Below are 23,857 nucleotides of genomic sequence, written 5' to 3'. Positions count from 1 at the left end.
TAAACCAGTAAAAGTTATTTTACCTCAACCCACTGTCCTTCTTTTAAGCTTTCAATAGCTGCAAAACTTGCTTTGGTAACGTTAATTAACTCACTATAAGGTATAAGCTCTACACTTCCTTTTTTTAATTCACTTAAAATAGTTGAAAATTGATTTTTATGACCTTTATCTAACTTCGTTTTTAATTTAGAGAACCCTTTAGTACCATAACCAGTAGTTTTAATAAAGTTATCCATAGTTATCGTTTTCTCTTGAGAATAAACCTCTAAACGTTCCTTAGAGTAAGATTTTGCACCATTTGCAAAATAATTAACGACACCTGTTGAGCCGTTTTCTAATTTTACTAAAATAGAAGCGTTATCTGTATTCTCTTCTGGATTCTCTCCTAAAGCATTCATACAAACCGCTTTAATTTTACTTCCTGTTAAATATACTATTAGGTCTAAATAGTGGCATGCTTCACCAATAATTCTTCCGCCACCAACTGCCATGTCATGTACCCAAACATTTGGAGGTATTGCACCAGCATTCATGGTAGCTATAATATTCATTGGTGCATCTCCAATTATAGATTTCATTTTTTGTGTATGTGGAGAAAAACGACGGTTAAAACCTATCATTAAAGTACCCTTACTATCTTTATAAGCTTCTTCAATGTTTTGTAGTTCTTCTGCATTTAAAGCTAAAGGTTTTTCTACAAATACATGTTTTCCTTTATTTAGAGCTTTAATTACCATGTTAGCATGTAAATTATGCCTTGTAGTTATCATTACTAAATTTACATCTTCATCATCTAAAACCAAATTGTAATCTGTTGTACTTTGTGCAATGTTGTGCTTTTCTGCAAGAGCAGTACCGTTAACACCACCTGAAGACACAATGTGTTTTATTTGCGCATCTGTTCCTTTTAAGGCTGGTAACAAGGTCATTTTAGTAAAATTTCCTGCACCTACTAATGCTATAACACCTTTATTTACTTCTAACTCCTTTTTATTAACAGTGATGCTGTGATCTGGAACATTATTTTCGTTATACTTAATTATAGAAGCAATAGATTTTGATTGCCCAATATTACCGTAAATTTTATTGAACTCTTCTAATGGTGTCACATCAGAAACAAGCTCTTTAACTTGTAACTTACCTGTTTCTATAAGTTGTAATACAGTTTCGAAGTTTCTTTTTTCTGTCCAACGTACAAATGGCAATGGATAATCTATTCCTTTTTGTTCGTAATCATCATCATATCTTCCTGGCCCATAAGAACAAGAAACTTGAAAACTTAATTCTTTTTCATAAAAGTCTGCTCTAGAAATATTTAAACCAATAACACCAACTAAAACAATTCTACCTCGCTGTCTACTCATGTTGGCAGCTTGAGAAATAATATCGTTTGTTTTAGCAGAAGCGGTTATAATTACACCATCTGCTCCAACATTGTTTGTGTTTTCAAAAACAAATTTAACTGGATCATTACCTTTAGTTGGGTTAAAAGCAATAACGCCCTTAGATTTTGCCATCTCAACTTTAGAATCGTCTAAGTCATAACCTATTACTTTACAGCCATTAGCTATTAACATTTCGGCTGTTAATAAACCTATTAATCCTAGACCTATAACCACAATGGTTTCTCCCATTGTTGGGTTAATTAAACGTATTCCTTGTAAACCAATTGCTCCTATAACAGTAAATGCTGCTTCTTCATCTGTTAAACTATCTGGTATGTGTGCTACTAAGTTTTGTGGAATACATACAAATTCTGCATGTTGTCCATTTGAAGCGACTCTGTCACCTACCTTAAATCCTGAAACACCTTCACCAACAGCTATGACTTTTCCTACATTACAATACCCTAAAGGTAGTGGTTGTTCTAATTTGTTAAAAACAGTTTCTAAAGTTGGCATAAGGCCTTCAGCTTTAATTTTATCTAAAACCATTTTTACCTTATCTGGCTGTTGTCTTGCTTTTTGTATAAGAGATGCTTTTCCAAACTCAACTAACATTCGTTCTGTACCTAAAGACACTAAACTTCTTGTGGTTTGTATTAGTACTTGTCCTCTTTTTACTTTTGGTGCTGGGACATCAGTTAACTCTGTACTACCTGTTTTAAAGGATTGAAGGATTTGCTTCATATTAAATTTATTTTTCTTTAGGAAAGTATTTATTTAGAACATCAATTGTTACTTCTTTTTCTCTAAAAAACTCTACTTTTTCAGAAATTTTTTCGTCTGTAAAATCCCACCATTTTATTTCTAATAATCTTTCTATTACTTCTTTTTCTAACCTATACTTTATAACTTTAGCAGGACTTCCTACTGCAATAGCATACGGAGGTATATCTTTAGTCACTACAGATCTTGCTCCAATTACTGCTCCATCTCCAATAACCACACCATCTAAAATCATTGCTTCTACACCTATCCACACGTCATTACCAATATAAGTTCTCTCTGCAGGAAAATCTATATTTTTCACCCATTGATTATTCATATTATTTTTTTTATAAAAAATATTTTGAGTAGAAACATAATTTAATGGGTGTTTACCTAAGCCAATTGTTGTATCTCTACCAATAGCTGTGAAATTACCAACTGTAACATTAGAGAATTTACTATTAGGGTTTACTCTACTATACTTCCCTATTTTACAGCTTTTTAATTTTGCAAATCTTCTTATCTCAGAATGTTTTGAAAAAGTTGAATCATTAGACCAATAAGCTAAAAATGAAATGTTTTTGTAAAAGATTTTTTTAGGAGAAATAAAAGACTTTAAATATGATTTCATTGTTTTTGTATTACATATTTTACGGCATCTATAAAAGAATTAGCCATGTTTTCTGGTGTTCTATATTTTAAGTAAAACTCTTTTGCATTTTTACCTAATTCTATATATTTTTCTGGATTATTATGAATATCAATTAGTATCTCTTTTAACTCATTGTCATTTTCAAAAAGCAATCCATTATAATTATTTTTTATATTCAATCTTTCTCCTCCTGTAATTGCATTAGAGCTAGTTATAAATGGTGCACCATATGCAAAACTAGACAGAACTGATAATCCAGCTTGTCCTGGAGATATTGTGGCTAACGCTGATTTAAATAGTTTTTCGAGTTCAATTTGTTCATAAATTGCTCCATATAAAATAATTTTATTTTCTAAATTATTATCTACAACCCATTTTTTGGCTTCTAGATAATCTTCGCCGTCACCGACAATTTTTAACAAAGGTAAATCTTTATAGAGTATTAATGCTTCCTTATATGCTTCAAATAATAAAAATATTTTTTTAGATTTATTTAATGTTCCTACAAACAAAATACAGTTTTTATCAACTTCTGTATTAATTTGTTCTTGAACTTCAATAGTATTTTGCATAACAAATAGTTTATTCGGATTTATTTTTCTTGCTACATGCTTGTTTTTAGCATAATCTGAATAAAAAATCATCGCGTCTGCCTTTCTTGCAATAAAATATCTAAAATAATTTAAGATAGTTGGAGAATCGAATTTACTGTTTTGAGATGCTTTAACTCCAATTCCCCAATATATTAGTTTAAATTTCCTGTTCTTTAAAAATTGTAATTGCATATAGGAAATGTTTTGTAAATAACACATCACTACAACAACATCGAATGAATTACAAAGTTTCACAAAATTATCTCCTTGTAAATAGAAGGGTCCAATTTTTTTTTGGGGTATAATTAATTCTTTGAAATTTATATTTTTTTGAATAGTTTTTTTCCCTGAATGAGCAACAGTTAAATCTATATTTTCATTAGAAGAAATTAAATTTAGTATTGGTACTCTATAGTGTTTGAGTTTTTGTGTTATAAATAAAATTTTCTTGCTCATAAATATTATTTAATTTTTGATGTTTTATCGTACAATAGTTTTTTTTCTTTTAAAATTATTATCTCAAAAACTAAATAAAACACAGTAAAGCTTAAAAAGCTTTTAAAAAAATTCCCTGCAAAGAAAGCACAAATTAAAATAATAATTAACGTATACTTACTAAAACTCCCTTGTAATCTATTTATAAATCTATTTTTTAAGAAAAGGTAAAATATTATTATTCCAAATATTCCAAATAAAAAAAACAAATCTATAAATTCAAATTCTACTTTATGTAGCCAATACTTATTACCTCCAAAAAGATAGTTTATGAAAGACCAATTTTCTTTTGAAAAAAGAATTGTTCTTTCTAACAATATGTCTCTTGTAGAAGTTAAGATTGTTATAATACCGTTTTCGTTATATAAAATTTCTCCTCTTGGCCATAATTCTATTAAATAAGAGTCTATTTTTTGTCTAAAGTTAAAATATACAGTAATAGGTATAAGTAAAAATATTGCAGTTGTTTTTTTATATTTTTTAAATGAATAAATAAGAATTATTAAAAAAATACTTAACCAAACAACTTTGGTTCCCACTAATAAAGAACTAAGTAATGTTGAAATAATAAAAAGTAATTTATACTTATTGTTAAATAAGTATAGGCATAATAATAATAAACAAATATAAAAATAACTAGCTTCTGAAGTTTTTAAAAAAATTCCATTATATCCAAATCTGTTTGAGAAACTATATGACCTGAAAAGTTCAATTTTAGTAATTAGACCTATAAAAATTAAGATACTACTTATTACTCCTATTATTAAAATATGCTTTTCTAGAGATAATATAATTGCTCTCCTATTATTTTTGCCAATAACATTAAAGAAGCTAACCAAAATAAATGGATATGAATATAAAAGAAGGCTATAAAGTTGTTTGTAAAGCGTTTTTAATTGAAAATCTAAGTATAGGTTTAAATATGCTAATACTGCAAAAAAAAACATTAGAGTATATAAAATAATAAATTTAATTTTTTGCTTAGTACCTAAATAGAAACAAACAAATAGCATAGTACATAAGATTACTACTTTAGGAATAAAACTAAACTTAGAGAATGTGTCATTAGAATATATTAATAGCACTTTTGTTATAAAATCAAAAAGTATGACTATATAAAAAGAACAAATTGCAATTTTAATTAATAAGTTTTGTTTAAGTTCTCTCATTTGTAATTGATCTCGATTTAAACTTATAAAAAAGCACCATAATTATCATAAATATAGCACTAAGGATTAGCTTTGAGTAAATCATAGACGATGCTCCAGGCTTATTTTCATTAATTAAATATATAAATAAAAGAACAATTCCAGCGTCACGAATTATTCTAAAGAACAACATTGTCCAATTCATATTTTTTGACATATAAGCTTGTACATATACGTTACTAATACTTACAAAAACTGTTGTGAAAATTGAAATTTCAATTAAATCTGAAAGGCCTTGATAGGTACTTCCATAAAAACTAGAGACAAAATCACTAAATATAAAAACTAATATACATGGGATTAAAGTTGCTAGTATATTGATAATTAAAATTGTATTAAGTACGGTTTTATGAGAGTTTTCATTGTCAGAATTTTTAGACAAATGAGAAAGCACTACATTTCTTAATATTCCTGGTATAAACAAAATTATGGCATTTAATTGAATTGCCGCTGTATACATACCTAATTCTCCAAATGAAACATATAGTATTATTAAAAAATTTATCAACCACGACATAATTGCATATACTGTTTCTTGTATAGCAATTGGTAAAGAGTATAGTAGGATTTTTTTATTAAGAATTTTATCTTTTTCAGTTTTATTTATTTGAATGTTTTTAGAAATTAAATTATAATTTGCAAATACATTTATTGATTGAGCTATAACTAAAGCAATTAAAGCTCCTATTAGACTAAAAAAATATGTAAGACTAACACTTAGAATAAAAGTAATTACTCCTATATATACGTTAATCTTAGCCATTTTTTTAAATAAACCTAATCCAGATAAGTAACCTACATATAAAAAGTTTAAACTGTTTAAAACAATTAAAATTGCCACTAATCTAACATAGAGATACATTGATTCGTTTTCTAAAATTAAAGCAGCTATATTTTTAGAAAATAGAATAACTATTAAAAAAGCAATTATTGTTAAAATTAAAATTGTTTTTTGAGTAAATTTAAATATCGCATAAAGTTTTTGAGGGTGTTTTTTTTTATAATCTGCTACGAACTTTGTTGTAGTATAACCAAAACCCAATGTAGTTATAAATGCAACTGATATAAATGTGGTTTTAATAATACTAAATTCTCCAAACACACTTTTTCCTAAAAGTCTAGCTACTAGTATGCCTCCTAATAGCGATAAACCTTTAAAAATAACATTGCCCATAAGAGCCCAAAAAGAATCTGATATTAGTTTATTTTTTAAAATTTTTTCTATTGGTTTTTTCAAGTTTTTATTTTTAGTTATTTAAACGTGCTAAATAAATTAAGTAAACCTTTATTATCATTACATTCTAAATTTAAAAATACCAATTCACCATCTCTAACTGAGTAGATAAGTTTTTTGGTATTGAAATCAAAATTCATTACATAATCTTTAGAACTAAATAGAGTCTTGGTGTTAAATGATTCAATGTTTAAAATTTTAATTTTTTTATCAAACGATGAAGTTATTAATCTTAGCTCATCAAAAAACTTAATTTTTGTAATAAGGTTTTTATGAATTTTAAATTCTTTTTCTATATTAAATTTTTTAGAATCTAAAATTAAAATGTCTCCTTCAAAAGTTCCTATTGCTATTTTATTATTTGTAGGATTAATTGCAAGAGCTGTTGGAATTTTTGACAAGTAAACTTCATTTATTACCTTTCCTTCCTGATTGATACTTATCTCTTTAAGATAATTATCATGTGAAATTGATAATATATTACTATTATATGTTTTTAATTTAACTATAGCTGCTTCATGTATTTTGTAAGACCTTACACTTTTATCTTTAATTGAATGTAATTGAATTATACCATTTTTAAGCCCAAAAATTAAAACGTCTTTATACCATACGGCAGAGGTGATAGTGGCTGCGTTAATTTGTATCTCTTTAACTATTGTATTTAATGGGTAATCAATTATTTTAAATGAATTATTATAATCTACAATAGCTATATAAGATTGGGCATCATTTACTAAAGCATATTTTATGCCTAAAGGAGAGCCATTTATTGTTGTTATTTTTCCAGAACCATCATTTCTAGAAACATATAATGTACTAATTGTATACGATTGCTGGATAAATAGTGAATCTGTAAATTGAATATTGTTAACAGTAAAGCTCTGTTTCTGTTTTACGTTACAACGGTTCAAATCAATTTGCGAATTAACTATAGTAAAACAAAATATACTTAAATATAAAAAAATATTTTTTTTCATTCGCTTTTATATTTAAGTAAGATTGTTGAGAAAAAGGTGAAAAATAATATACCATGTTGCCTCACTAAAACAGAATCAAAAAACATTAAAATTGAAACTGAAATTAAAAAATATAAAATAATTTCATTTTTATTTTTTATTGCACGATATAACAAAGCTGTAAAAACACTTAATAGTGATAAAATTCCTAATATTCCAGATGTTACAAAGGTTTGTAAATATTGATTATGACAGTTTAATCTATCATTAATTCCATGATCAAAAGAATTTAAATAATATTGTTTATCTAATTCAAATTGATAATCGCCAATCCCAACTCCTAAAAGTAAATTGTTTTCAATAACCTCTATTGAGCTTTCCCATATCCTCACTCTATCTTCAATTGATCCAGAAGTATTTCTATTTAAAAAATCGTCTTTTTTAAATACAGTTATTAAAACAATTGGAATTAATAAAATTAAATATAAGCCTCTTTTTTTTAAATGTAAAAAACTATAAACTAAAAATATAATTGTAGTAGCTAATAATCCTGCCCTACTCTTTAAATACAATTGAATAGCTATTAACGATATGAAAATTATTAATTTTTTAAAATTTGTAAAATCTTTATTATTTCTATTATTCCAAAATAAAAGTAATACAGAATAGAGAATAAAAATTGAAAAATATGACGGATGAATATCTACGTAGCTTGTAAAGTATGAAAAACCATTTTTTAAAGGTAATGGATTGTTTTTAAAAACTACTACTCCATAAATAAATGAAATTATTATGGTTGTTATATTCCCTAAAAAAAAACCTATAGACAATATGTTTAGTTGTCTATTAGATACTTTTGATGTTGTCAATAAACCTAAAGGTATTAATAAAAACGGAAGACTCTTAACTATCATTTTAACACCTAAATTTAGTTCTTCACTATAAAAAAAGGTCAAGCATAGTATTAAGAAGTAAACCAAAAGGAAGATGCTTTTATCAAAAATAAAACTCTTTCTTTTTAGCAAGTCGTAACCAACATTTAATAGTAGCAATATCATAACAATAGTGTTACCATTAAAAAAAAGGCTAAGCGGCAAAAAAAAACCAAATAAAGCTAGCAAAAGCGTATTTGAGTTTTTTAATATTTTTTTACTTAATAAATACATAACTAAGTTTTAAAAACAACTTGTAGATGAAGAAAAATATTATAAAAATTATAGTATAAACTGTAAATATATCTAAACCAGATCCTCTAATTAGAGCTAAGAATATTTCATAGGTATATAATAAATAAACATAATTTAATATTCTATTTTCTTTTATTAAGTTTAATACATTTTTATAGACACCATTAAAAAAAGTAAAAAATATAAGGGCGAAAATATAACTTAAATACCCGAAGTTTAAATAAAGTTCTGATTGTACACTAACAGGAAATGATCCTCCACGATTTCTAAATTTATCATCATGTTTAGTTGTATATATATCAATTGCACTACGCGGTTTAAAAACAAAATACTTTCTTGGTAGTATTATAAAAAGTGGTTTTATAATTGTTTCTCCCAATGCAAAGTCTATTTTATCTTTTTTAATATATTCTATAACATTGTTAGAATGCAGATATGTAGAAGAAATTTCTAAATTATTCATAAACCCAGCAACAAAATTTTTAGATTTTATATAATCATCAACATATGTTGTTGCCTCGAGAAAATTATCAGCTTTAAAACCACCATAATTTCTTAGTATAGACATAATTATAATAAAATAAAAAATACTGAATATAAGTCCAGAAAATATAATAATTTGCTTAAAATTAATGCTTAATTTATACTTAGAAGATTCTAATAAAATTATTGGAAGTACTAAAAATATGGCTTCCCTTTTACTATCTACTGAAAATAAAACAAAAATGAATATGATTAATAAATAGAAAAATGATCGCTTTGCAAATTTAAATGTTTTAAAAGCATAAGTTATTAGAATTAAAGCAAGAACTGTTTTAAGAATTGTAATATAAAAACCAATAAACTCTAAATATGGAGCAGCGATTAGTACTGCAAAAAAGGAAACTAATGTAATTTGAAATAAAAAGCGCTGATTAATAGTATTAAGGTTTACTTGCTCTTTAAAATTAAACCTTAAATTTAAGCGTAAAAAGTAAGATATAATTATTACAAAATTTATAGTATTAAATAGAAACATTCTTGATGCTGCATACTCCCACAATTTATAGTCTGGAAGCAGCCTTGTAAAAACCAAATCGTTTTTAAACACCCAAGAACCTATTAAAAAATTTATATTTAAATAACTTACTGCAAGAAAACTTGGTGATAATAAAAATTTAAAGCGGTCTTCTTTAAATTTAAACAGCAACCAAAACAAGCAAGATTGAAGTATTGCGTAATTAGAAAACTCATATTGAGCCGCAATATTATTGGATAAGAAAATAGGTATTATAGAAATAATACCTATTAAAAATAATACAATGTATTTATTAGTTTGTCTTGCTGTCAAAATTAATTATTTGTAATGCTTATTAAAACATGTAAAATAAATACTTAAATTTTAATAATAAGGCTATAAAGTAAAATTACTTATTCTTAATGTTTTGTCATTTAAAACACCTGCTTCCTTAGAATAAAAATACACTTTCATTAAATTGAAATCGTTAGTAGCAACTTTAAAATCTTTAACAGAAATTACAGGACTATTGTCTAAAATATAAATTTCTGTACTATAACCTTTACCAATACTTTTTGTTTTTTTCTGTTTGGCCGTTTTTAAAACTGATAAGTCTTTTGGGTATAAAATTAAACCTAAAGTAAGCTTTTGTAACTCTTCTAAATCTGTATCTTTATTTAAATAAATTACAAAATTAAAAGTATTATCTTCCGTTTGATACGAAGCTATTTCGTCTATTTGAATTGTTGGCGAATACAAATAACCATCTTCAAAGATATAATTAACAGATTGTGGAACACCTTCTAATTTAGGGAAATCTAATGTTTCTTCAACAACTTCTGGAGTCTCAACAGTTTCTAATTCAACAGTTTCTTTCTTTTCTTCTTTGCATGCTACTGCTGTAAAAAAAAGTATCATTAATACAAAAATTCTCATTTCGAAATATTTATTTTTAATTATAACTCAAATATACAATATTAGAAATTACTCTACTGATTAGTTACATTGCAAAAATCCAAAGTTATATTATTAGATTCTAAAGTTTTAAACTCGTTATGAGCTACTAAATACACAATGATATCTGCTGTGTCTATAGCATTTTTTGCGTTATGTATTTCTAGAGTTTTATGAGACTCTATATTAGGCTCAACCGCCATAATATTGAAGTTCTCATTTATTAAAGCTTCAACTACATTTAAAGCAGGAGATTCTCTTAAATCGTCTATATTTGGCTTAAACGCTAATCCCATTGCCGCAATTTTTGGTTTTTTACCATTATCTAATTCAAACTGCAGCGCTGTACTTTTAATTTTTTCTATAACCCATTCTGTTTTATAGTTGTTAATTTCTCTTGAAGCTCGAATAATTTTTGCTTGTTCTGGAAATTCGCTTACTATAAACCAAGGATCTACTGCTATACAGTGACCTCCAACTCCTGTTCCTGGTTGTAAAATATTTACTCTTGGATGTTTGTTTGCTAATCTAATTAGTTCCCAAACATTAATTCCTGCTTCATCACATATCATAGACAACTCATTTGCAAAGGCAATTTGAGCGTCTCTAGATGAGTTTTCTACTAGCTTACACATCTCTGCTGTTTTAGAGTTTGTTTTGTGTAATTGACCTTTTACAAAATGCTTGTAAAATGCTACGGCTTTTTCTGTTGAAGCATCATTTATTCCACCTATTGCTCTATCATTATGTTCTAATTCGTGTATAACATTACCTGGTAACACACGCTCTGGACAATACGCCATGAAAATTTTTCCTTCTAACTCTGGTCTTTCAGAAAAAATAACTTTTTCCATTTTTTCTGTTGTACCAACTGGACTAGTAGATTCTATAATAACTAAAGCACCTTCTTTTAATGTTGGTAGTATAGCTCTTACGGCAGATTCTACATAAGATATGTCTGGCTCATGATCGCCTTTAAATGGTGTTGGTACAGCAATAAGATATACATCTGCCTCAACAGGTGTTGTACTTGCAGTAAGGTATTTATCTTTTACAACATGATGTACTAAACCATCTAAATCTGGCTCGACTATATGTATTTCTCCTTTATTGATTGTATCTACAACGTGTTGATGAATATCTACACCTGTAACTTTAATGTTTCTACTAGCGATTAATGCTGCAGTAGGCAGGCCAATATAGCCTAATCCTACCATAACAACAGTTGGTTTATTATTTATCATTACAATTTAGAAATAAAATTTACTATTTTACTACAAGCAGTACCATCGCCATAAGGATTGTGCAACTTGCTCATTTTTAGGTAAGCCTCTTCGTTATTTAATAAGTTGTTTGTTTCTTTTACTATTTTTTCTTTGTTTGTTCCTACTAAAAAAACAGTTCCTGCATCTACTGCTTCTGGTCTTTCTGTAGTATCTCGCATTACTAAAACAGGTTTTCCTAAGCTTGGTGCTTCTTCTTGAACACCACCACTATCTGTTATAATTAAATATGATTTATTCATTAACCATACAAATGCTGGATATGATAACGGATCTATTAACTTCACATTATCAATATCTGCTAACAACTCATATACTGGTTTTTGTACATTTGGGTTTAAATGTACCGGATATATAATTTGAACATCGTTATTTTGCTCTGCAATTTCTTTTAGGGCGCTACAAATATTAATAAAACCTTGACCATGATTTTCACGCCTGTGTCCTGTTACTAATATTAGCTTTTTAGAATTATCTACTACACTCTTTAAAGTATCAACCTCATCATCTGAATATTTAGAAGAGGTTACTTTACCCGAACTAAAGTCTAGAGCATCAATTACAGTATTTCCTGTAACTAAAATATTATTTTCTGAAATATTTTCGTTTAATAAATTTTGCTTTGATGTTGTTGTTGGTGCAAAATGATAGTCTGATACACTTCCTGCAATACTTCTATTTACTTCTTCGGGAAAAGGTGAACGTTTATTAAATGTTCTTAATCCTGCTTCTACATGACACACTTTTGCTCCAGAATAAAATGCAGCTATACTTGCCGCCATAGTAGTAGTTGTGTCACCATGAACATATACATAGTCTGGCTTAAACTCTTCTAAAATTGGCTTTAAATTAGTTATAATATCTGCGGTAAGTGAGTATAGGTTTTGATTTGGTTTCATTAAATCTAAATCGTAATCTGGTGTGATTTCGAAAAAAGAGAGTACTTGATCTAACATTTCTCTATGTTGTGCTGTTATACACACTTTAGTTTCAAACTCTTTTTCACTATTTAGAAACTCTTTTACTAAAGGTGCCATTTTAATAGCTTCTGGCCTTGTACCGAAAATAATAAGATTTTTTTTCATTTAATTACTGAGGTCTATTAGACTTTATATTTAGACGCTTTTTGCGACTGTAAAAGTAATATATTTAAACTTACTTTTTTTGAATAATAATTTATAATCCAAATTTTTATCGGTTAAGTGTATTTTTGAACGATGATATCACATAATTTTAAACAATAATCTCTCGTTATTTTATAAAATTTGATTTAAAATTTATTAATCATTACAATCTAATGGTAGCTATATTGTCTGGCAGAAAGCCCTTTAGGTCAAACACTACAGTTTCTTTATCTGTAAAATTCTGCCAACTTAGTTTTTTGAACTTCTCATGTTTTACTGCTAGAATTACAGCACTATATTTTTTATTCAATTCTGTTATTAATTCTAGTTTATATTCTTTTAGCACTTCATTTTTATTTGCAAAAGAATCATAAACATCTACTTCCATACCAAACTCTTTTAGCTCCTTAATTACATCTATAACTCCTGTGTTTCTAATATCTGGACAGTTTTCTTTAAAAGTAATACCAAGAATTAAAACTTTCGATGATTTAATTTCATGTCCTCTTAATGCTAATTGTTTTATAAGTTTATTAACTACAAATATTCCCATATTAGCATTAATTCGTCTTCCTGCAAGTATTACTTCTGGATGATAGCCTACAGACTCTGCCTTGTAGGTTAAATAATATGGGTCCACACCAATGCAATGACCACCAACCAAGCCTGGTGTAAAAGGTAAAAAATTCCATTTTGTACCCGCTGCTGCTAAAACCTGTGTTGTGTCTATATTTAGTTTATCAAAAATAATAGCTAATTCATTTATAAAAGCTATGTTTAAATCGCGTTGCGTGTTTTCTATTACTTTAGCTGCTTCTGCAATTTTAATTGAGCTTGTTTTATGAGTTCCTGCGTCTATAATTTTTTTATATAACTCATCTACTTTTGTTGCTGTATCTGGTGTGCTTCCAGAGGTTACTTTAATAATATTATTAATTGTATGTGTTTTATCTCCCGGATTAATACGCTCTGGAGAATAACCACAATAGAAATCTTTATTAAATTTTAAACCACTATTGTTTTCTAGTATTGGTGCACAAACCTCTTCGGTACACCCAGGATAAACTGTAGATTCATAAATTACTATATTTCCTTTTTTTAAAACCTTAGCAATAGTCTCACTAGCTTTTATAATAGGTGTTAAATCTGGAAACTTGTGTTTTGTTATTGGTGTTGGTACGGTAACTATAAATATATTAGCAACACTTAAATCGTTAATTGTATTTGTGAATTTTAAAGTTTTTGCCTGTTTTAATGCCTCTTCAGACACCTCTAAGGTGTGATCTTTATTTTTTTTAAGTTCTTTTACTCTTGAAAGACTAATATCGAAACCAATAACATTAAACCCTTTATTTGTAAACGCAATAGCTAATGGTAAACCCACGTAGCCTAAGCCTATAATAGCAATTTTGTCATTCATTTTATTTAGTATTTATTAATACTTTTAAAGCATCTTTCCAGTGAGGAATCTCTTGTGGTAAAATGGTACTTATTTTATTTTTATCTAACACACTAAATTTTGGGCGTTTAGCTTTTGTTTTAAAAAATGGCACTGGTTGAATTTTATCTATATTATAATTACCAATTAATTTCGCAATTTCTATGGTAAAATCATACCAAGTTGCTTGACCGTTATTACTAAAGTGATACAAGCCATAATTTATGTTTTTAGATGTTATTAAAAAATAAATAGCTTGGGCTAAATCTACACAACTGGTTGGTGTACCAGTTTCTGCTACCGTAATTTTTAAATCGGCATTGTTTTCTATTTTTTCTTTTATCGTTTTATAAAAGTTTTTGCCAAATTTAGAATATAACCAAGAGGTTCTAATAATAAAATAATCCTGAATATTTTCAGCTATATAAACTTCACCTTTTAGTTTTGAAGCGCCGTAATTGTTTATAGGATTTGTTGTATCTATTTCTAAATAAGGTTCTTTTTTTTCGCCATTAAATACATAGTCTGTAGATACATGAATTAGTTTCGTGTTGTTTTTATTACATATAATAGCTAAATATTTAACTGCTTCTGCGTTTACATGAAATGCTAATTCTTTAAAATCTTCAGCTTGCTCTACATTAGTATATGCAGCACAATTTATACAGTAGTTAAATTTATTTGAAGCAAATAGGTTTTCAACTTGATTATATTTTGTTAAATCTAAATCTGCTTTAGTTACAAATGTAAAATGTATATTATTATTGTTTTTAAAATAATGTTCTTTTATAGTTTGTGCTAATTGACCGTTTCCGCCTGTTACTAATACGTTAGTAATCATGATAATATTGCATTTTTAAATGATGGAAGTATTTCATCTTTTTCTGAAACTAAAAATTGATTTTCATTTAATTTCCAATCTATATTTAAATCTTTATCATTATAAATAATTCCGGCTTCGGATGCTTTATTGTAATAGTTATCACATTTATAAGAAAATATAGCTGTGTCACTTAAAACAATAAACCCATGTGCAAACCCTCTAGGTACAAACAACTGCTTTTTATTGGATTCTGTTAGCTCAACTGAAATGTGCTGACCAAATGTATTAGACTCTTTTCTTAAGTCTACAGCAACATCTAAAACGCTTCCTTTTATTACACGAACTAATTTGGCTTGAGCATGTTTTCCTGTTTGGTAATGCAAACCTCTTAACACGCCTTTTGTAGAAAAAGATTCATTATCTTGAACAAATGTTGTATTTGATCCTGTTAATTGATGAAATGTGTTCTCATTAAAGCTTTCAAAAAAATAGCCTCTTTTGTCTTCAAAAATTTTAGGTTGTAAAATAAAGCAGTCTTTTAATTTGGTTTGGATAACGTCCATTAATTATAAAATTAGGATTTATTGTTCTAAAATGCTTAACAAGTGTTTACCGTAACCACTTTTTATAAGTGGTTGTATAAGGTTTTGTAACTGTTGTTTTGAAATGTATCCCATTTTGTACGCAACTTCTTCTATTGCTCCAATTTTTAAACCTTGACGCTCTTCTATAACTTGAACAAATTGAGAAGCCTGCATAAGAGATTTAAATGTTCCTGTATCTAGCCATGCGGTTCCCTTATCTAGTACACTTACTTGTAGTTTACCTTGTTTTAAATAGGCTTTATTTACATCGGTTATTTCTAATTCTCCTCTATGGCTTGGTTTTATGTTTTTAGCAATTTCTACAACATCATTATCATAAAAATATATACCTGGTATGGCGTAATTAGACTTAGGCTGCTTTGGTTTTTCTTCTATAGAAATAACAGTTCCGTTTTCATCAAACTCTGCAACACCATAACGCTCTGGGTCATGAACATGATAAGCATATATTATTCCGCCTTGAGGATTGTTATTTTGTTGTAATAAGTTTTCTAAACCGGTACCATAAAAAATATTATCTCCTAATATTAAGGCTACTTTATCATTTCCTATAAAATCTTCTCCAATTATAAAAGCTTCGGCTAGGCCGTTTGGTTCTTCTTGTACTGCATATTGAAATGTACAACCATATTTTTTTCCATCTCCTAAAAGCGCTTCAAATAATGGTAAATCTTTAGGTGTAGAGATTATTAAAATATCTTTTATACCAGACCACATTAAGGTTGATAAAGGATAATATATCATAGGCTTATCATATATTGGCATCAATTGCTTACTTACCGCTAAAGTTAATGGGTGTAAACGGGTTCCTGATCCACCTGCCAATATTATTCCTTTCATAATGTATTTATGCTTTGTATTTATTTAAATACCAATTTACAGTTTTTTTAATTCCTGATTCAAAATTTTCATTTGCTTTCCATCCTAGTTCTTCTTCTATTTTAGAAGCGTCTATAGCATATCTAAAATCGTGTCCAGGTCTATCTTTAACAAAGCTAATTTGTTTTTTATAGGAATGGTTTGCAGGTATAATTTGGTCTAAAATTTCACAAATTGTATTTACAATATACAAATTGTCTCTTTCATTTCTACCTCCAATATTATAGGTTTCTCCTGCTTTGCCTTTTTTATAAGCTAATTCAATTCCTTTACAATGGTCTAAAACATATAACCAATCTCTAATGTTTTTACCGTCTCCATAAATTGGAATGTGTTCTCCTGAAATGGCTTTTCTAATTATTGTTGGAATTAACTTTTCGTCATGTTGTTTTGGTCCATAATTATTAGAACAATTTGTAGTTACTACATTCATACCATAAGTGTGAAAATAGCTTCTTACAATAAAATCTGATGATGCTTTAGAGGCACTATATGGGCTATTTGGAGCATATGGCGTTTGCTCTGTAAACAAACCTGTTTTTTCTAATGTACCATAAACCTCATCTGTTGATATATGATGAAATCTTGCACCAAGATACTCTTGTTTATAGTCTTGCGGACCGTGCATCCAAAACTTTTTTGCAACATCTATTAAATTAAATGTTCCTGTAATATTAGTGTCTATAAATGCACTAGGATTTTTTATAGAATTATCTACGTGAGATTCTGCTGCAAAATGTATAACTCCAGAAAATTCATATTCGTTAAATAGATTTTCTATTAGTTGCCTATTACAAATATCTCCTTTTACAAAAATGTATCTTTTGTTACCCTCTAGTTCTTGTATATTAGAAAGGTCTCCTGCATAGGTTAATTTGTCTAGGTTTACAACTCTTGTATTAGGATTGCTTTCTAAAAAAAAAGGTATAAAGTTAGATCCTATAAAACCTGCGCCACCAGTAATTAAAACTGTATTATTCTTCATAGTTTTTAGCAAAAATTATAACTCTTTTTATTATATAAAAAAGACATAATAACATAAAAGCTAAAATTGGAAATATAAGTGAGTACCTATCTAAAATAGATATGTTTTGGTTTCCAACTCGTTGAAAACTAGAGATTACATCAAACACTTTGTCTTGTTCTATTTTTTGCTCTTCTAAAGCATTTAATTGGTTTCTTACGTTGTTTTCTTTTTCTAATAATTCAAATTCTCGAGTGGTAGACTTACTGTCACTAGATAAAGAAATGTCTCCCAACTTTAACTGTTTATTTGTTTTTTTAGATTCGTCTTCTCTTACTCTAAGATAAAAGGTTTTTAAACTATCTATTTCTTGAAGTTGGGTTAATAAGTTTTGTCTTTGAATTTCTCTTAATTGTTCTTTTTTGAAAAACTCTTCTTCAGAATATTGATTTGTGAAAGCAGATAGAACACCTTTTTCAAGATTTTTAAAGATGTCTCTTTTACTTGAATAGGCGGTAATTAAAAATAAACGTCCTGAGTATATGCTTCTATTCTCTATATATTCTTCAAAATTAATTTCTTCTTTTCTTACAGAGTCTAATCGTCTTGAAAAATTTTGATATTGTAAAATTCTATCATTTTCTGTTTCTGGACCTGGTTCAATTTTAAACCCTTTTATATCTCTAATATCTAAATCTGAAGTATCTGAACTAAATATAGCATTTAGCGCCTGTGTATCGCCCGAAGCGATTAAAGCATTAAAATAATTAATATTAGTTACTAATTGGTATTTTGAATCAAAATAAGGCTCGACCAGCATCTCTGAGCTATAGGTGATAGGTTTTGTTTTTTCAAGAGCATAACCCAATACTCCTGCAATAATTAGTATAGCTAATATAATTTTCCAGCTTGCAATAATTACCTTTATAATACCAATAATTACAGAAAATATAGCTTTTAATAATGATGCTATAAAAACGAAAACTTTATTTAAAGCTTTCCCGATTAAATTAAAAAAAACAATTAAATCAACCTCTTCGTTTTTAGATTTTGGCTCATGCTTGTTGATTTCGCTCATAATAATATTCTAAGTTTTTTTAAATCTATTTATAGTTTATTACATGTTTATAAAACTTAATAAAAGATCCTAATAGGGTTAATAGAAATAACGCCAAAAGAGGTAAGATTATTTTATAATTTTTATACCAAACATCTTCAAGTAATCCTTTTTCTTTAAATGATGATATTTTTTCAAAAACCTCATCGTTAACAACAAGTTCTTTTTTAATAGCGTTTAATTTATTTAAAATTTCTATCTCTCTAGTTAATAATTGGTCTTCCTTAGTTTCTGTTTTTTCTACCTGAAGGCCTAAAGAACTTCCTAAATTTGATGACACTACATTTTTTTCAGATTCTTTTTGTAAAACATCTAAATAGGCATCTTTTAATTTTCTAACCTCAACCAAAGATTGTTCTAAATTTTCTTTTTCTAGCATTAGAACAGAGTCTCTTTTTTTCTTTTCTATATCTGAAAATTCATTACTTATTGATTTTGAAAGCCCTTGCTCTAATTTTTTGAAAATTTTATAATTTAAAGAACGTGCTCTTAATAAAAATATATTTGCTGTATAAATATTTCTATTATCAAGGTAATCTTCAAATGTAATTTTGGTTTTTGTAGTGCTATCTAAAGTCTTTAAAAAACCATTAAAACTTTCTAATTGTTCATTTTTAGATTCTGGACCAATTTCAATTTCAAAATTCACTAATGATTTAGCTTCTTCTTCATTTATATTAAATTGATTTGATAACTCTTCAACATCACGTACTCTAATTAAAGAATTGTAATAACTAATATTATTAATAAGTTCATATTTAGACTGAAATTTAGGCGCTACAAACATTTCAGAGTAATATACTTTTTGTTTTTGAGAATCTAATACATAACCTATTATTATAGCCATAATAGTAACTGCAGCGATTATTTTTATATTTAGAAATATTTCTCTTATTGTAAATATAAATAAACGGTAAAGACCTATAAAAATTGATTTTACAAAATTTAATAATTTATTTAAAGCATTACCAATTAAATTAAAAAACACAATTAAATCTACTTCTTCATTTGTGTTTTTGTTTGATGGTTGTTCTTGATTCATTTTTAAAAATTACTGATTATTAAATATTTGTTGTAAAATTTTTCTTGTAATTAAATATGTAGGTTTTACGCCAGAGGTTCCTAAACCTCCCGAGGCTAGTGTACTTCCTGTTTCTAATGGATTATCACTTGCATAATATGCGTATCTTACCTTAACATCTGGATTTATACTTCCTCTAACTTTAGAAGCTGCTTGAATTGCTTTTTGGTAATGCGCTCCTTCCATTTCAAGGCCAATAACATTCCATGTTGAATTATAAAAGAATTTTAAAATGTCTTTGTTTTGAAGTGATGTTCCCAGGACGGTAATCATACTCCCTTCAAATACTGTAACACCTTGGTTGTCTAAATCTTCTTTTGTTAGCTCATTTTTAAACGGATAATTATCTGCTGTGCCTTCAAAAATATGAGCAGACGGAATCATAATATCTCCTTTTCCTCCTTCTAAAATTCCAGCTTTACCCATAATAGATATAGATTCTATATTTAAATGGGTTTTATTATCTTTTTCGCCATAAGGTTTTAAAAGCTCATCTATGGTTTCGTATGCTTGCTCTCCAAAAGCATAATCCATTACAAAAAGCACTGGTTTTTCTTTATTATCGCTAACCTCTTTAATACCTAAATCTGTTAAATTTAAATTTAGTTTAGCGGTATCAAAAATTTGAACATTTATGTTTGTTCCAGAACTGTCTTTTATATAAATCATGCCTTGTTGTAAGGCTTTTTGAGTTACTTTATTACGTAAGGTTTCATTCTCTGAGCTACTTAAATCTTCATAAACCTCAAAAATATCTTTTTTACTTTTTAACGCTTGTGGTGCATAAAGTGTATTCATTACACTGTGTAAATTTGCACTTATAATATGTATTGGTCTTGATAATAAATTATGTTTATCAAGCGTTTCTTTTATAGTGTTTGCCCAACGCTCACCGTGAATATGGTGTCCTAATCTCTCGCGAAGTACTGGACTAAATGTGATTGTGCGTTTGTTGTTATTTACAACCTCATCTACTGCTAATTTACCTAACCAATATACTATTTCTAGTAATCTTTCTGGGTGTTTTTTGGTTGCAAAAACAGGAAAAACATCAGACAGTTCTTTAAATGTTCGCCCTAAAATATTTGCAGTATGCGTAATAGCAATTTCTCTTTCTTGTTTTGTAAGTTTCTTTTTACTTAAAACTGCATTTTCTAGTTTTATCCAATCTCTAGTTGTTGCTCCTTTTTCGTCTATAATTATACGTTTAGCAATTTTATGAGATTCTACAAACAAAAAGGTTAGGTGTGTTAGAATATCGTAAATTTCACTTCGACCACGAGTGATTTCAATATTCATTTGCTCCTCGTCTATACGGTAGCAATTACGTCTCCTTTTTGGTGGTATTATTGGTTCGAAATGAGAATCTGCATAACCTTCGTCACTTGTTAGGTTAATAAATCTACATTGCTCTATACCTATAGGTAATCTATCTATTACGTATAAAAGTCCTTCTAATTCTGCTTTTTCATCTGCAATAGAACCATAAATTTCTGGTCTTAATACTAATAGTGCTTCTCTAAGCGTTTCGCCAGATATACCCATAGGTTTATAAAACCCACGATTGAATAAATGCCTCATGGTTATATACATTCTTTCAATGGCGTTAGAACTTTCTTGGGCTCTAGTTCTTTCGTGTTTTTTTATCTTACTCATTTGCGCTATTTAACGGTCAAAGATACTATTATTTACTAATAATTTGGCTTTTTAAAGTATCTGCAATTTTACGATTGTTAGCTAAACGTGGAATTTTGTTTTGTCCACCTAGCTTTCCAATAGATTTCATATAATTTTTAAAACCATTTTTTGGTACTATTGTTATTTTTAAAGGCTGTAAAACTTTGCCGTTAATTAAATCTAAATAATAGCTGTTTTGCTGCTGCATTGCAGCATCTATTTTTTGTGCTAATTCTTGTATATTTTCAGGTGTTTTTTCAAACTCTATAAACCATTCATGAAATGGTAATCCAGATTTAGGGTTTATTTCTGGTGCTACTGTAAACTCATTTATACTAATATTAGCGTTTTGTGTAGCTATTTTTAAAGCTTGTTCTACTTCTTTTCCTATAACGTGTTCTCCAAAAGCAGATATAAAATGTTTAATACGGCCAGATACAATTACACGATATGGCTTTAAACTTGTAAACATTACTGTGTCTCCTACATTATAAGCCCATAATCCTGCATTTGTAGAAATTATCATGACATAATTTTTTCCTAATTCTACATCTTTTATGGTTATGCGTTTTGGGTTTTCTTCAAAAAACTCTTCGGCTAATACAAACTCATAAAACATACCAGAGTTTAGTTGTAATAGCATGCCTTTTTCATTCTGTTTATCTTGAAAAGCAAAAAAACCTTCACTTGCAGGATACAGTTCTATACTATCAACTTTTCTGCCTATTAGGTTTTCAAATTTTGCACGATAGGGTTCGTAATTTACGCCTCCAAATATAAATAGATTGAAGTTTTTAAAAATATCACCTACTTGTTTTCCTGTTTTTTGTTGTAATTTTTCAAAATACATTTGTACCCAAGATGGTATGCCAGAAATTATGGTCATATTTTCTGGTAATGTTTCTTTAACTATCGCATCAACTTTAGTTTCCCAATCTTCAATACAATTGGTTTCCCACGATGGTAATCTGTTTTTTTGAAGGTATTTTGGCACAAAGTGTGCAACAATGCCAGAAAGTCTCCCTAATTGTATTCCATTTTTTTCTTTTAAAATTGGGCTACCTTGTAAAAATATCATTTTACCATCTACAAACTTAGAGTTTCCTGTTTCATGAATATAAAGTAGTATGGCGTTTCTTGCAGCATTTACATGATTAGGCATGCTTTCTGCTGTTATTGGTATGTATTTAGCTCCAGAAGTTGTACCAGAGGTTTTTGCAAAGTATAGAGGTTTGCCGCTCCATAAAACATTTTCTTCGCCAGCAACTACTTTTTCTACATAGGGTTTTAAAGCTTCATAGTCTCTAATTGGAACACGTTTTACAAAATCGTGATGGTTATTTATACTTATAAAATCGTGATCTTTACCAAATTGTGTGTTTGCTGCTTTAGTTATTAAATTTTGAAATACTTTATCTTGTGTCTTAATTGGGTTATTTGCCCATTTAGAAACAGATTTATATACGATTGCTGCAAAAGGTTTTGCTAAAAAAGATTTTATTGACATTTATTTTTTGAAATCTATAAAATTTGTTGGATTTACCGGATAGCCATCACTCCATAACTCGAAATGTAAATGTGGTCCTGTAGTTAATTCACCTGTATTACCGGCTGTAGCTATTACTTCTCCAGATTTTACTAATTCGCCTTGATTTTTTGTTAAGGTTTCATTGTGCTTATAAACTGATATTAAACCGTAACTATGTTCTATTATGATAACAAAACCAGTTTCTGAAGTCCATTCTGAAAATATAACAGTACCATCTGCAGCTGCTTTTACAGGAGTATCCTTTGCTACTACAATATCTACTGCATAATGTTTTTCTTCTGCATTATAAGGCTCGCTTATTTCTCCATTTACAGGAGGAAATAATACAAAGTTTGTTCTTGATTTTGCTGTTTCAAACAAATTGTATTTATCTTCTTTATCAACTTTAGCTCTTAATATAGAATCTGCTTGAGATGGAGACAAATCAATTTCACTTGGGTCTAAACTCGCTGCTTCTATTATTGAATCTCTATTAAATTCTACTGTATTTACTTCTCCTTTTAAAACCTGTTTTATTGAAGCATAATACTTTTCGTTAAGTGTTATGACTTGTTGTAAAGAGTCTGTTTTAAAATTTAATTCTACAGCTTTCTTTTTAAGTGCTGTTGATGAATAACCTGGTATATATTCACGTAAAGGCGTAAAAGCAATTAATAATATTGTGAATATTATTAGAAAAAAGGTTGATAAAGACAATAGAACAAAGACATTAAGCCTTGTTAATTTAAAGGCTAATTTCTCTTCAAAGGTATCTTCGTTTAAAATTACTAAACGATACTTGTGTAGTAATTTTTTAGAGATCTTTTTTGTCTTTTTTGTTTTTTTTGCCATTGAAATTTATATTAAAACAAATGTAAATAAAAATATAACTTTAGCTGTTTTACAATA

21 protein-coding genes are annotated in these 23,857 nt (G+C 28.0%); 1 reads left to right on the top strand and 20 read right to left on the bottom strand.

Annotated elements, in window-relative coordinates; all coding sequences use genetic code 11:
* Window positions 1-14: 14 nt before the first annotated feature.
* Genes BM549_RS02810 through BM549_RS02795 form a run of 3 tightly spaced genes read right to left on the bottom strand, consistent with a single transcriptional unit; the run spans window position 15 to window position 3,851 of the window.
* Window positions 15-2,129, bottom strand: a complete 2,115-nt coding sequence (locus tag BM549_RS02810) for a bi-domain-containing oxidoreductase (RefSeq protein ID WP_290468874.1) — start codon at window positions 2,127-2,129, stop codon at window positions 15-17.
* Between the two features lie 7 nt (window positions 2,130-2,136).
* Complete coding sequence (locus BM549_RS13995) at window positions 2,137-2,781, bottom strand: CatB-related O-acetyltransferase (protein WP_365336527.1); 645 nt, start codon at window positions 2,779-2,781, stop codon at window positions 2,137-2,139.
* Entirely contained in the window at window positions 2,778-3,851 is a 1,074-nt protein-coding gene (locus BM549_RS02795; RefSeq protein ID WP_290468873.1) for a glycosyltransferase family 4 protein, read from the bottom strand. The genes BM549_RS13995 and BM549_RS02795 overlap by 4 nt, the downstream gene beginning before the upstream one ends.
* Window positions 3,852-4,160: 309 nt before the next feature.
* Here BM549_RS02795 and BM549_RS02790 point away from each other — a divergent pair, with 309 nt between their 5' ends.
* On the top strand, window positions 4,161-4,292 hold the full coding sequence (locus tag BM549_RS02790; RefSeq protein WP_290468872.1) for a hypothetical protein: 132 nt from the start codon (window positions 4,161-4,163) through the stop codon (window positions 4,290-4,292).
* A gap of 753 nt (window positions 4,293-5,045) precedes the next feature.
* On the opposite strand, the gene BM549_RS02785 is transcribed toward BM549_RS02790, so the two are convergent.
* The 17 genes from BM549_RS02785 to BM549_RS02705 form a co-directional block, all read right to left on the bottom strand.
* Window positions 5,046-6,335 (bottom strand): oligosaccharide flippase family protein, encoded by a 1,290-nt coding sequence (locus tag BM549_RS02785; protein WP_290468871.1) that lies wholly within the window; start codon window positions 6,333-6,335, stop codon window positions 5,046-5,048.
* Window positions 6,336-6,349: 14 nt separating this feature from the next.
* Window positions 6,350-7,312, bottom strand: a complete 963-nt coding sequence (locus BM549_RS02780) for a WD40 repeat domain-containing protein (RefSeq protein WP_290468870.1) — start codon at window positions 7,310-7,312, stop codon at window positions 6,350-6,352.
* A complete protein-coding gene (locus BM549_RS02775; RefSeq protein WP_290468869.1) occupies window positions 7,309-8,205 on the bottom strand; it encodes an O-antigen ligase in 897 nt (298 codons plus the stop codon). Before BM549_RS02775 ends, BM549_RS02780 begins: the two co-directional genes overlap by 4 nt.
* A gap of 235 nt (window positions 8,206-8,440) precedes the next feature.
* The gene (locus tag BM549_RS02770; RefSeq protein WP_290468868.1) at window positions 8,441-9,808 is read right to left on the bottom strand and encodes a hypothetical protein; all 1,368 of its coding nucleotides are present in this window, start codon (window positions 9,806-9,808) and stop codon (window positions 8,441-8,443) included.
* A 63-nt stretch (window positions 9,809-9,871) separates the two neighbouring features.
* Complete coding sequence (locus BM549_RS02765; protein ID WP_290468867.1) at window positions 9,872-10,411, bottom strand: hypothetical protein; 540 nt, start codon at window positions 10,409-10,411, stop codon at window positions 9,872-9,874.
* A 53-nt stretch (window positions 10,412-10,464) separates the two neighbouring features.
* A complete protein-coding gene (wecC, locus tag BM549_RS02760; RefSeq protein WP_290468866.1) occupies window positions 10,465-11,673 on the bottom strand; it encodes a UDP-N-acetyl-D-mannosamine dehydrogenase in 1,209 nt (402 codons plus the stop codon).
* Entirely contained in the window at window positions 11,673-12,797 is a 1,125-nt protein-coding gene (gene wecB / locus BM549_RS02755) for a non-hydrolyzing UDP-N-acetylglucosamine 2-epimerase (protein ID WP_290468865.1), read from the bottom strand. Before wecB ends, wecC begins: the two co-directional genes overlap by 1 nt.
* Window positions 12,798-12,999: 202 nt before the next feature.
* Window positions 13,000-14,256, bottom strand: coding sequence for a nucleotide sugar dehydrogenase (locus tag BM549_RS02750; protein ID WP_290468864.1), 1,257 nt, complete (start codon window positions 14,254-14,256; stop codon window positions 13,000-13,002).
* A 1-nt stretch (window position 14,257) separates the two neighbouring features.
* On the bottom strand, window positions 14,258-15,115 hold the full coding sequence (rfbD, locus tag BM549_RS02745; protein WP_290468863.1) for a dTDP-4-dehydrorhamnose reductase: 858 nt from the start codon (window positions 15,113-15,115) through the stop codon (window positions 14,258-14,260).
* A complete protein-coding gene (gene rfbC, locus BM549_RS02740) occupies window positions 15,112-15,660 on the bottom strand; it encodes a dTDP-4-dehydrorhamnose 3,5-epimerase (RefSeq protein WP_290468862.1) in 549 nt (182 codons plus the stop codon). Before rfbC ends, rfbD begins: the two co-directional genes overlap by 4 nt.
* A gap of 18 nt (window positions 15,661-15,678) precedes the next feature.
* Window positions 15,679-16,542 (bottom strand): glucose-1-phosphate thymidylyltransferase RfbA, encoded by an 864-nt coding sequence (gene rfbA, locus BM549_RS02735; RefSeq protein WP_290468861.1) that lies wholly within the window; start codon window positions 16,540-16,542, stop codon window positions 15,679-15,681.
* A gap of 7 nt (window positions 16,543-16,549) precedes the next feature.
* A complete protein-coding gene (rfbB, locus tag BM549_RS02730) occupies window positions 16,550-17,566 on the bottom strand; it encodes a dTDP-glucose 4,6-dehydratase (RefSeq protein ID WP_290468860.1) in 1,017 nt (338 codons plus the stop codon).
* Window positions 17,556-18,623 carry a hypothetical protein gene (locus BM549_RS02725; protein ID WP_290468859.1) on the bottom strand — a complete coding sequence of 356 codons (1,068 nt, stop codon included), beginning with the start codon at window positions 18,621-18,623 and terminating at the stop codon, window positions 17,556-17,558. Before BM549_RS02725 ends, rfbB begins: the two co-directional genes overlap by 11 nt.
* A gap of 25 nt (window positions 18,624-18,648) precedes the next feature.
* Window positions 18,649-19,704, bottom strand: coding sequence for a hypothetical protein (locus BM549_RS02720; protein ID WP_290468858.1), 1,056 nt, complete (start codon window positions 19,702-19,704; stop codon window positions 18,649-18,651).
* A gap of 9 nt (window positions 19,705-19,713) precedes the next feature.
* The gene (locus BM549_RS02715) at window positions 19,714-21,399 is read right to left on the bottom strand and encodes a hypothetical protein (RefSeq protein WP_290468857.1); all 1,686 of its coding nucleotides are present in this window, start codon (window positions 21,397-21,399) and stop codon (window positions 19,714-19,716) included.
* A gap of 28 nt (window positions 21,400-21,427) precedes the next feature.
* Window positions 21,428-22,927, bottom strand: a complete 1,500-nt coding sequence (locus tag BM549_RS02710; RefSeq protein ID WP_290468856.1) for a GH3 auxin-responsive promoter family protein — start codon at window positions 22,925-22,927, stop codon at window positions 21,428-21,430.
* On the bottom strand, window positions 22,928-23,800 hold the full coding sequence (locus BM549_RS02705) for a M23 family metallopeptidase (protein ID WP_290468855.1): 873 nt from the start codon (window positions 23,798-23,800) through the stop codon (window positions 22,928-22,930).
* Window positions 23,801-23,857: the final 57 nt, after the last annotated feature.

The organism is Lacinutrix sp. MedPE-SW, from assembly GCF_001874145.1.
In the GTDB taxonomy this organism is placed as follows: Bacteria; Bacteroidota; Bacteroidia; order Flavobacteriales; family Flavobacteriaceae; genus Lacinutrix.
The sequence above is the reverse complement of the archived record's forward strand: the minus strand, read 5'-3'. Positions and strand labels throughout refer to the sequence as shown.

What these genes read in the sequence shown, in the direction of transcription:
- wecC (WP_290468866.1), bottom strand. Translation starts at nt 11,673, where the DNA reads ATGATAAATAATAAACCAACTGTTGTTATGGTAGGATTAGGCTATATT.
- BM549_RS02720 (WP_290468858.1), bottom strand. Translation starts at nt 19,704, where the DNA reads ATGAATCAAGAACAACCATCAAACAAAAACACAAATGAAGAAGTAGAT.
- wecB (WP_290468865.1), bottom strand. Translation starts at nt 12,797, where the DNA reads ATGAAAAAAAATCTTATTATTTTCGGTACAAGGCCAGAAGCTATTAAA.
- BM549_RS02790 (WP_290468872.1), top strand. Translation starts at nt 4,161, where the DNA reads ATGAAAGACCAATTTTCTTTTGAAAAAAGAATTGTTCTTTCTAACAAT.
- rfbA (WP_290468861.1), bottom strand. Translation starts at nt 16,542, where the DNA reads ATGAAAGGAATAATATTGGCAGGTGGATCAGGAACCCGTTTACACCCA.
- BM549_RS02810 (WP_290468874.1), bottom strand. Translation starts at nt 2,129, where the DNA reads ATGAAGCAAATCCTTCAATCCTTTAAAACAGGTAGTACAGAGTTAACT.
- BM549_RS02710 (WP_290468856.1), bottom strand. Translation starts at nt 22,927, where the DNA reads ATGTCAATAAAATCTTTTTTAGCAAAACCTTTTGCAGCAATCGTATAT.
- BM549_RS02715 (WP_290468857.1), bottom strand. Translation starts at nt 21,399, where the DNA reads ATGAGTAAGATAAAAAAACACGAAAGAACTAGAGCCCAAGAAAGTTCT.
- BM549_RS02750 (WP_290468864.1), bottom strand. Translation starts at nt 14,256, where the DNA reads ATGAATGACAAAATTGCTATTATAGGCTTAGGCTACGTGGGTTTACCA.
- BM549_RS13995 (WP_365336527.1), bottom strand. Translation starts at nt 2,781, where the DNA reads ATGAAATCATATTTAAAGTCTTTTATTTCTCCTAAAAAAATCTTTTAC.
- BM549_RS02725 (WP_290468859.1), bottom strand. Translation starts at nt 18,623, where the DNA reads ATGAGCGAAATCAACAAGCATGAGCCAAAATCTAAAAACGAAGAGGTT.
- BM549_RS02795 (WP_290468873.1), bottom strand. Translation starts at nt 3,851, where the DNA reads ATGAGCAAGAAAATTTTATTTATAACACAAAAACTCAAACACTATAGA.
- BM549_RS02765 (WP_290468867.1), bottom strand. Translation starts at nt 10,411, where the DNA reads ATGAGAATTTTTGTATTAATGATACTTTTTTTTACAGCAGTAGCATGC.
- BM549_RS02780 (WP_290468870.1), bottom strand. Translation starts at nt 7,312, where the DNA reads ATGAAAAAAAATATTTTTTTATATTTAAGTATATTTTGTTTTACTATA.
- rfbB (WP_290468860.1), bottom strand. Translation starts at nt 17,566, where the DNA reads ATGAAGAATAATACAGTTTTAATTACTGGTGGCGCAGGTTTTATAGGA.
- rfbD (WP_290468863.1), bottom strand. Translation starts at nt 15,115, where the DNA reads ATGATTACTAACGTATTAGTAACAGGCGGAAACGGTCAATTAGCACAA.
- rfbC (WP_290468862.1), bottom strand. Translation starts at nt 15,660, where the DNA reads ATGGACGTTATCCAAACCAAATTAAAAGACTGCTTTATTTTACAACCT.
- BM549_RS02775 (WP_290468869.1), bottom strand. Translation starts at nt 8,205, where the DNA reads ATGATAGTTAAGAGTCTTCCGTTTTTATTAATACCTTTAGGTTTATTG.
- BM549_RS02705 (WP_290468855.1), bottom strand. Translation starts at nt 23,800, where the DNA reads ATGGCAAAAAAAACAAAAAAGACAAAAAAGATCTCTAAAAAATTACTA.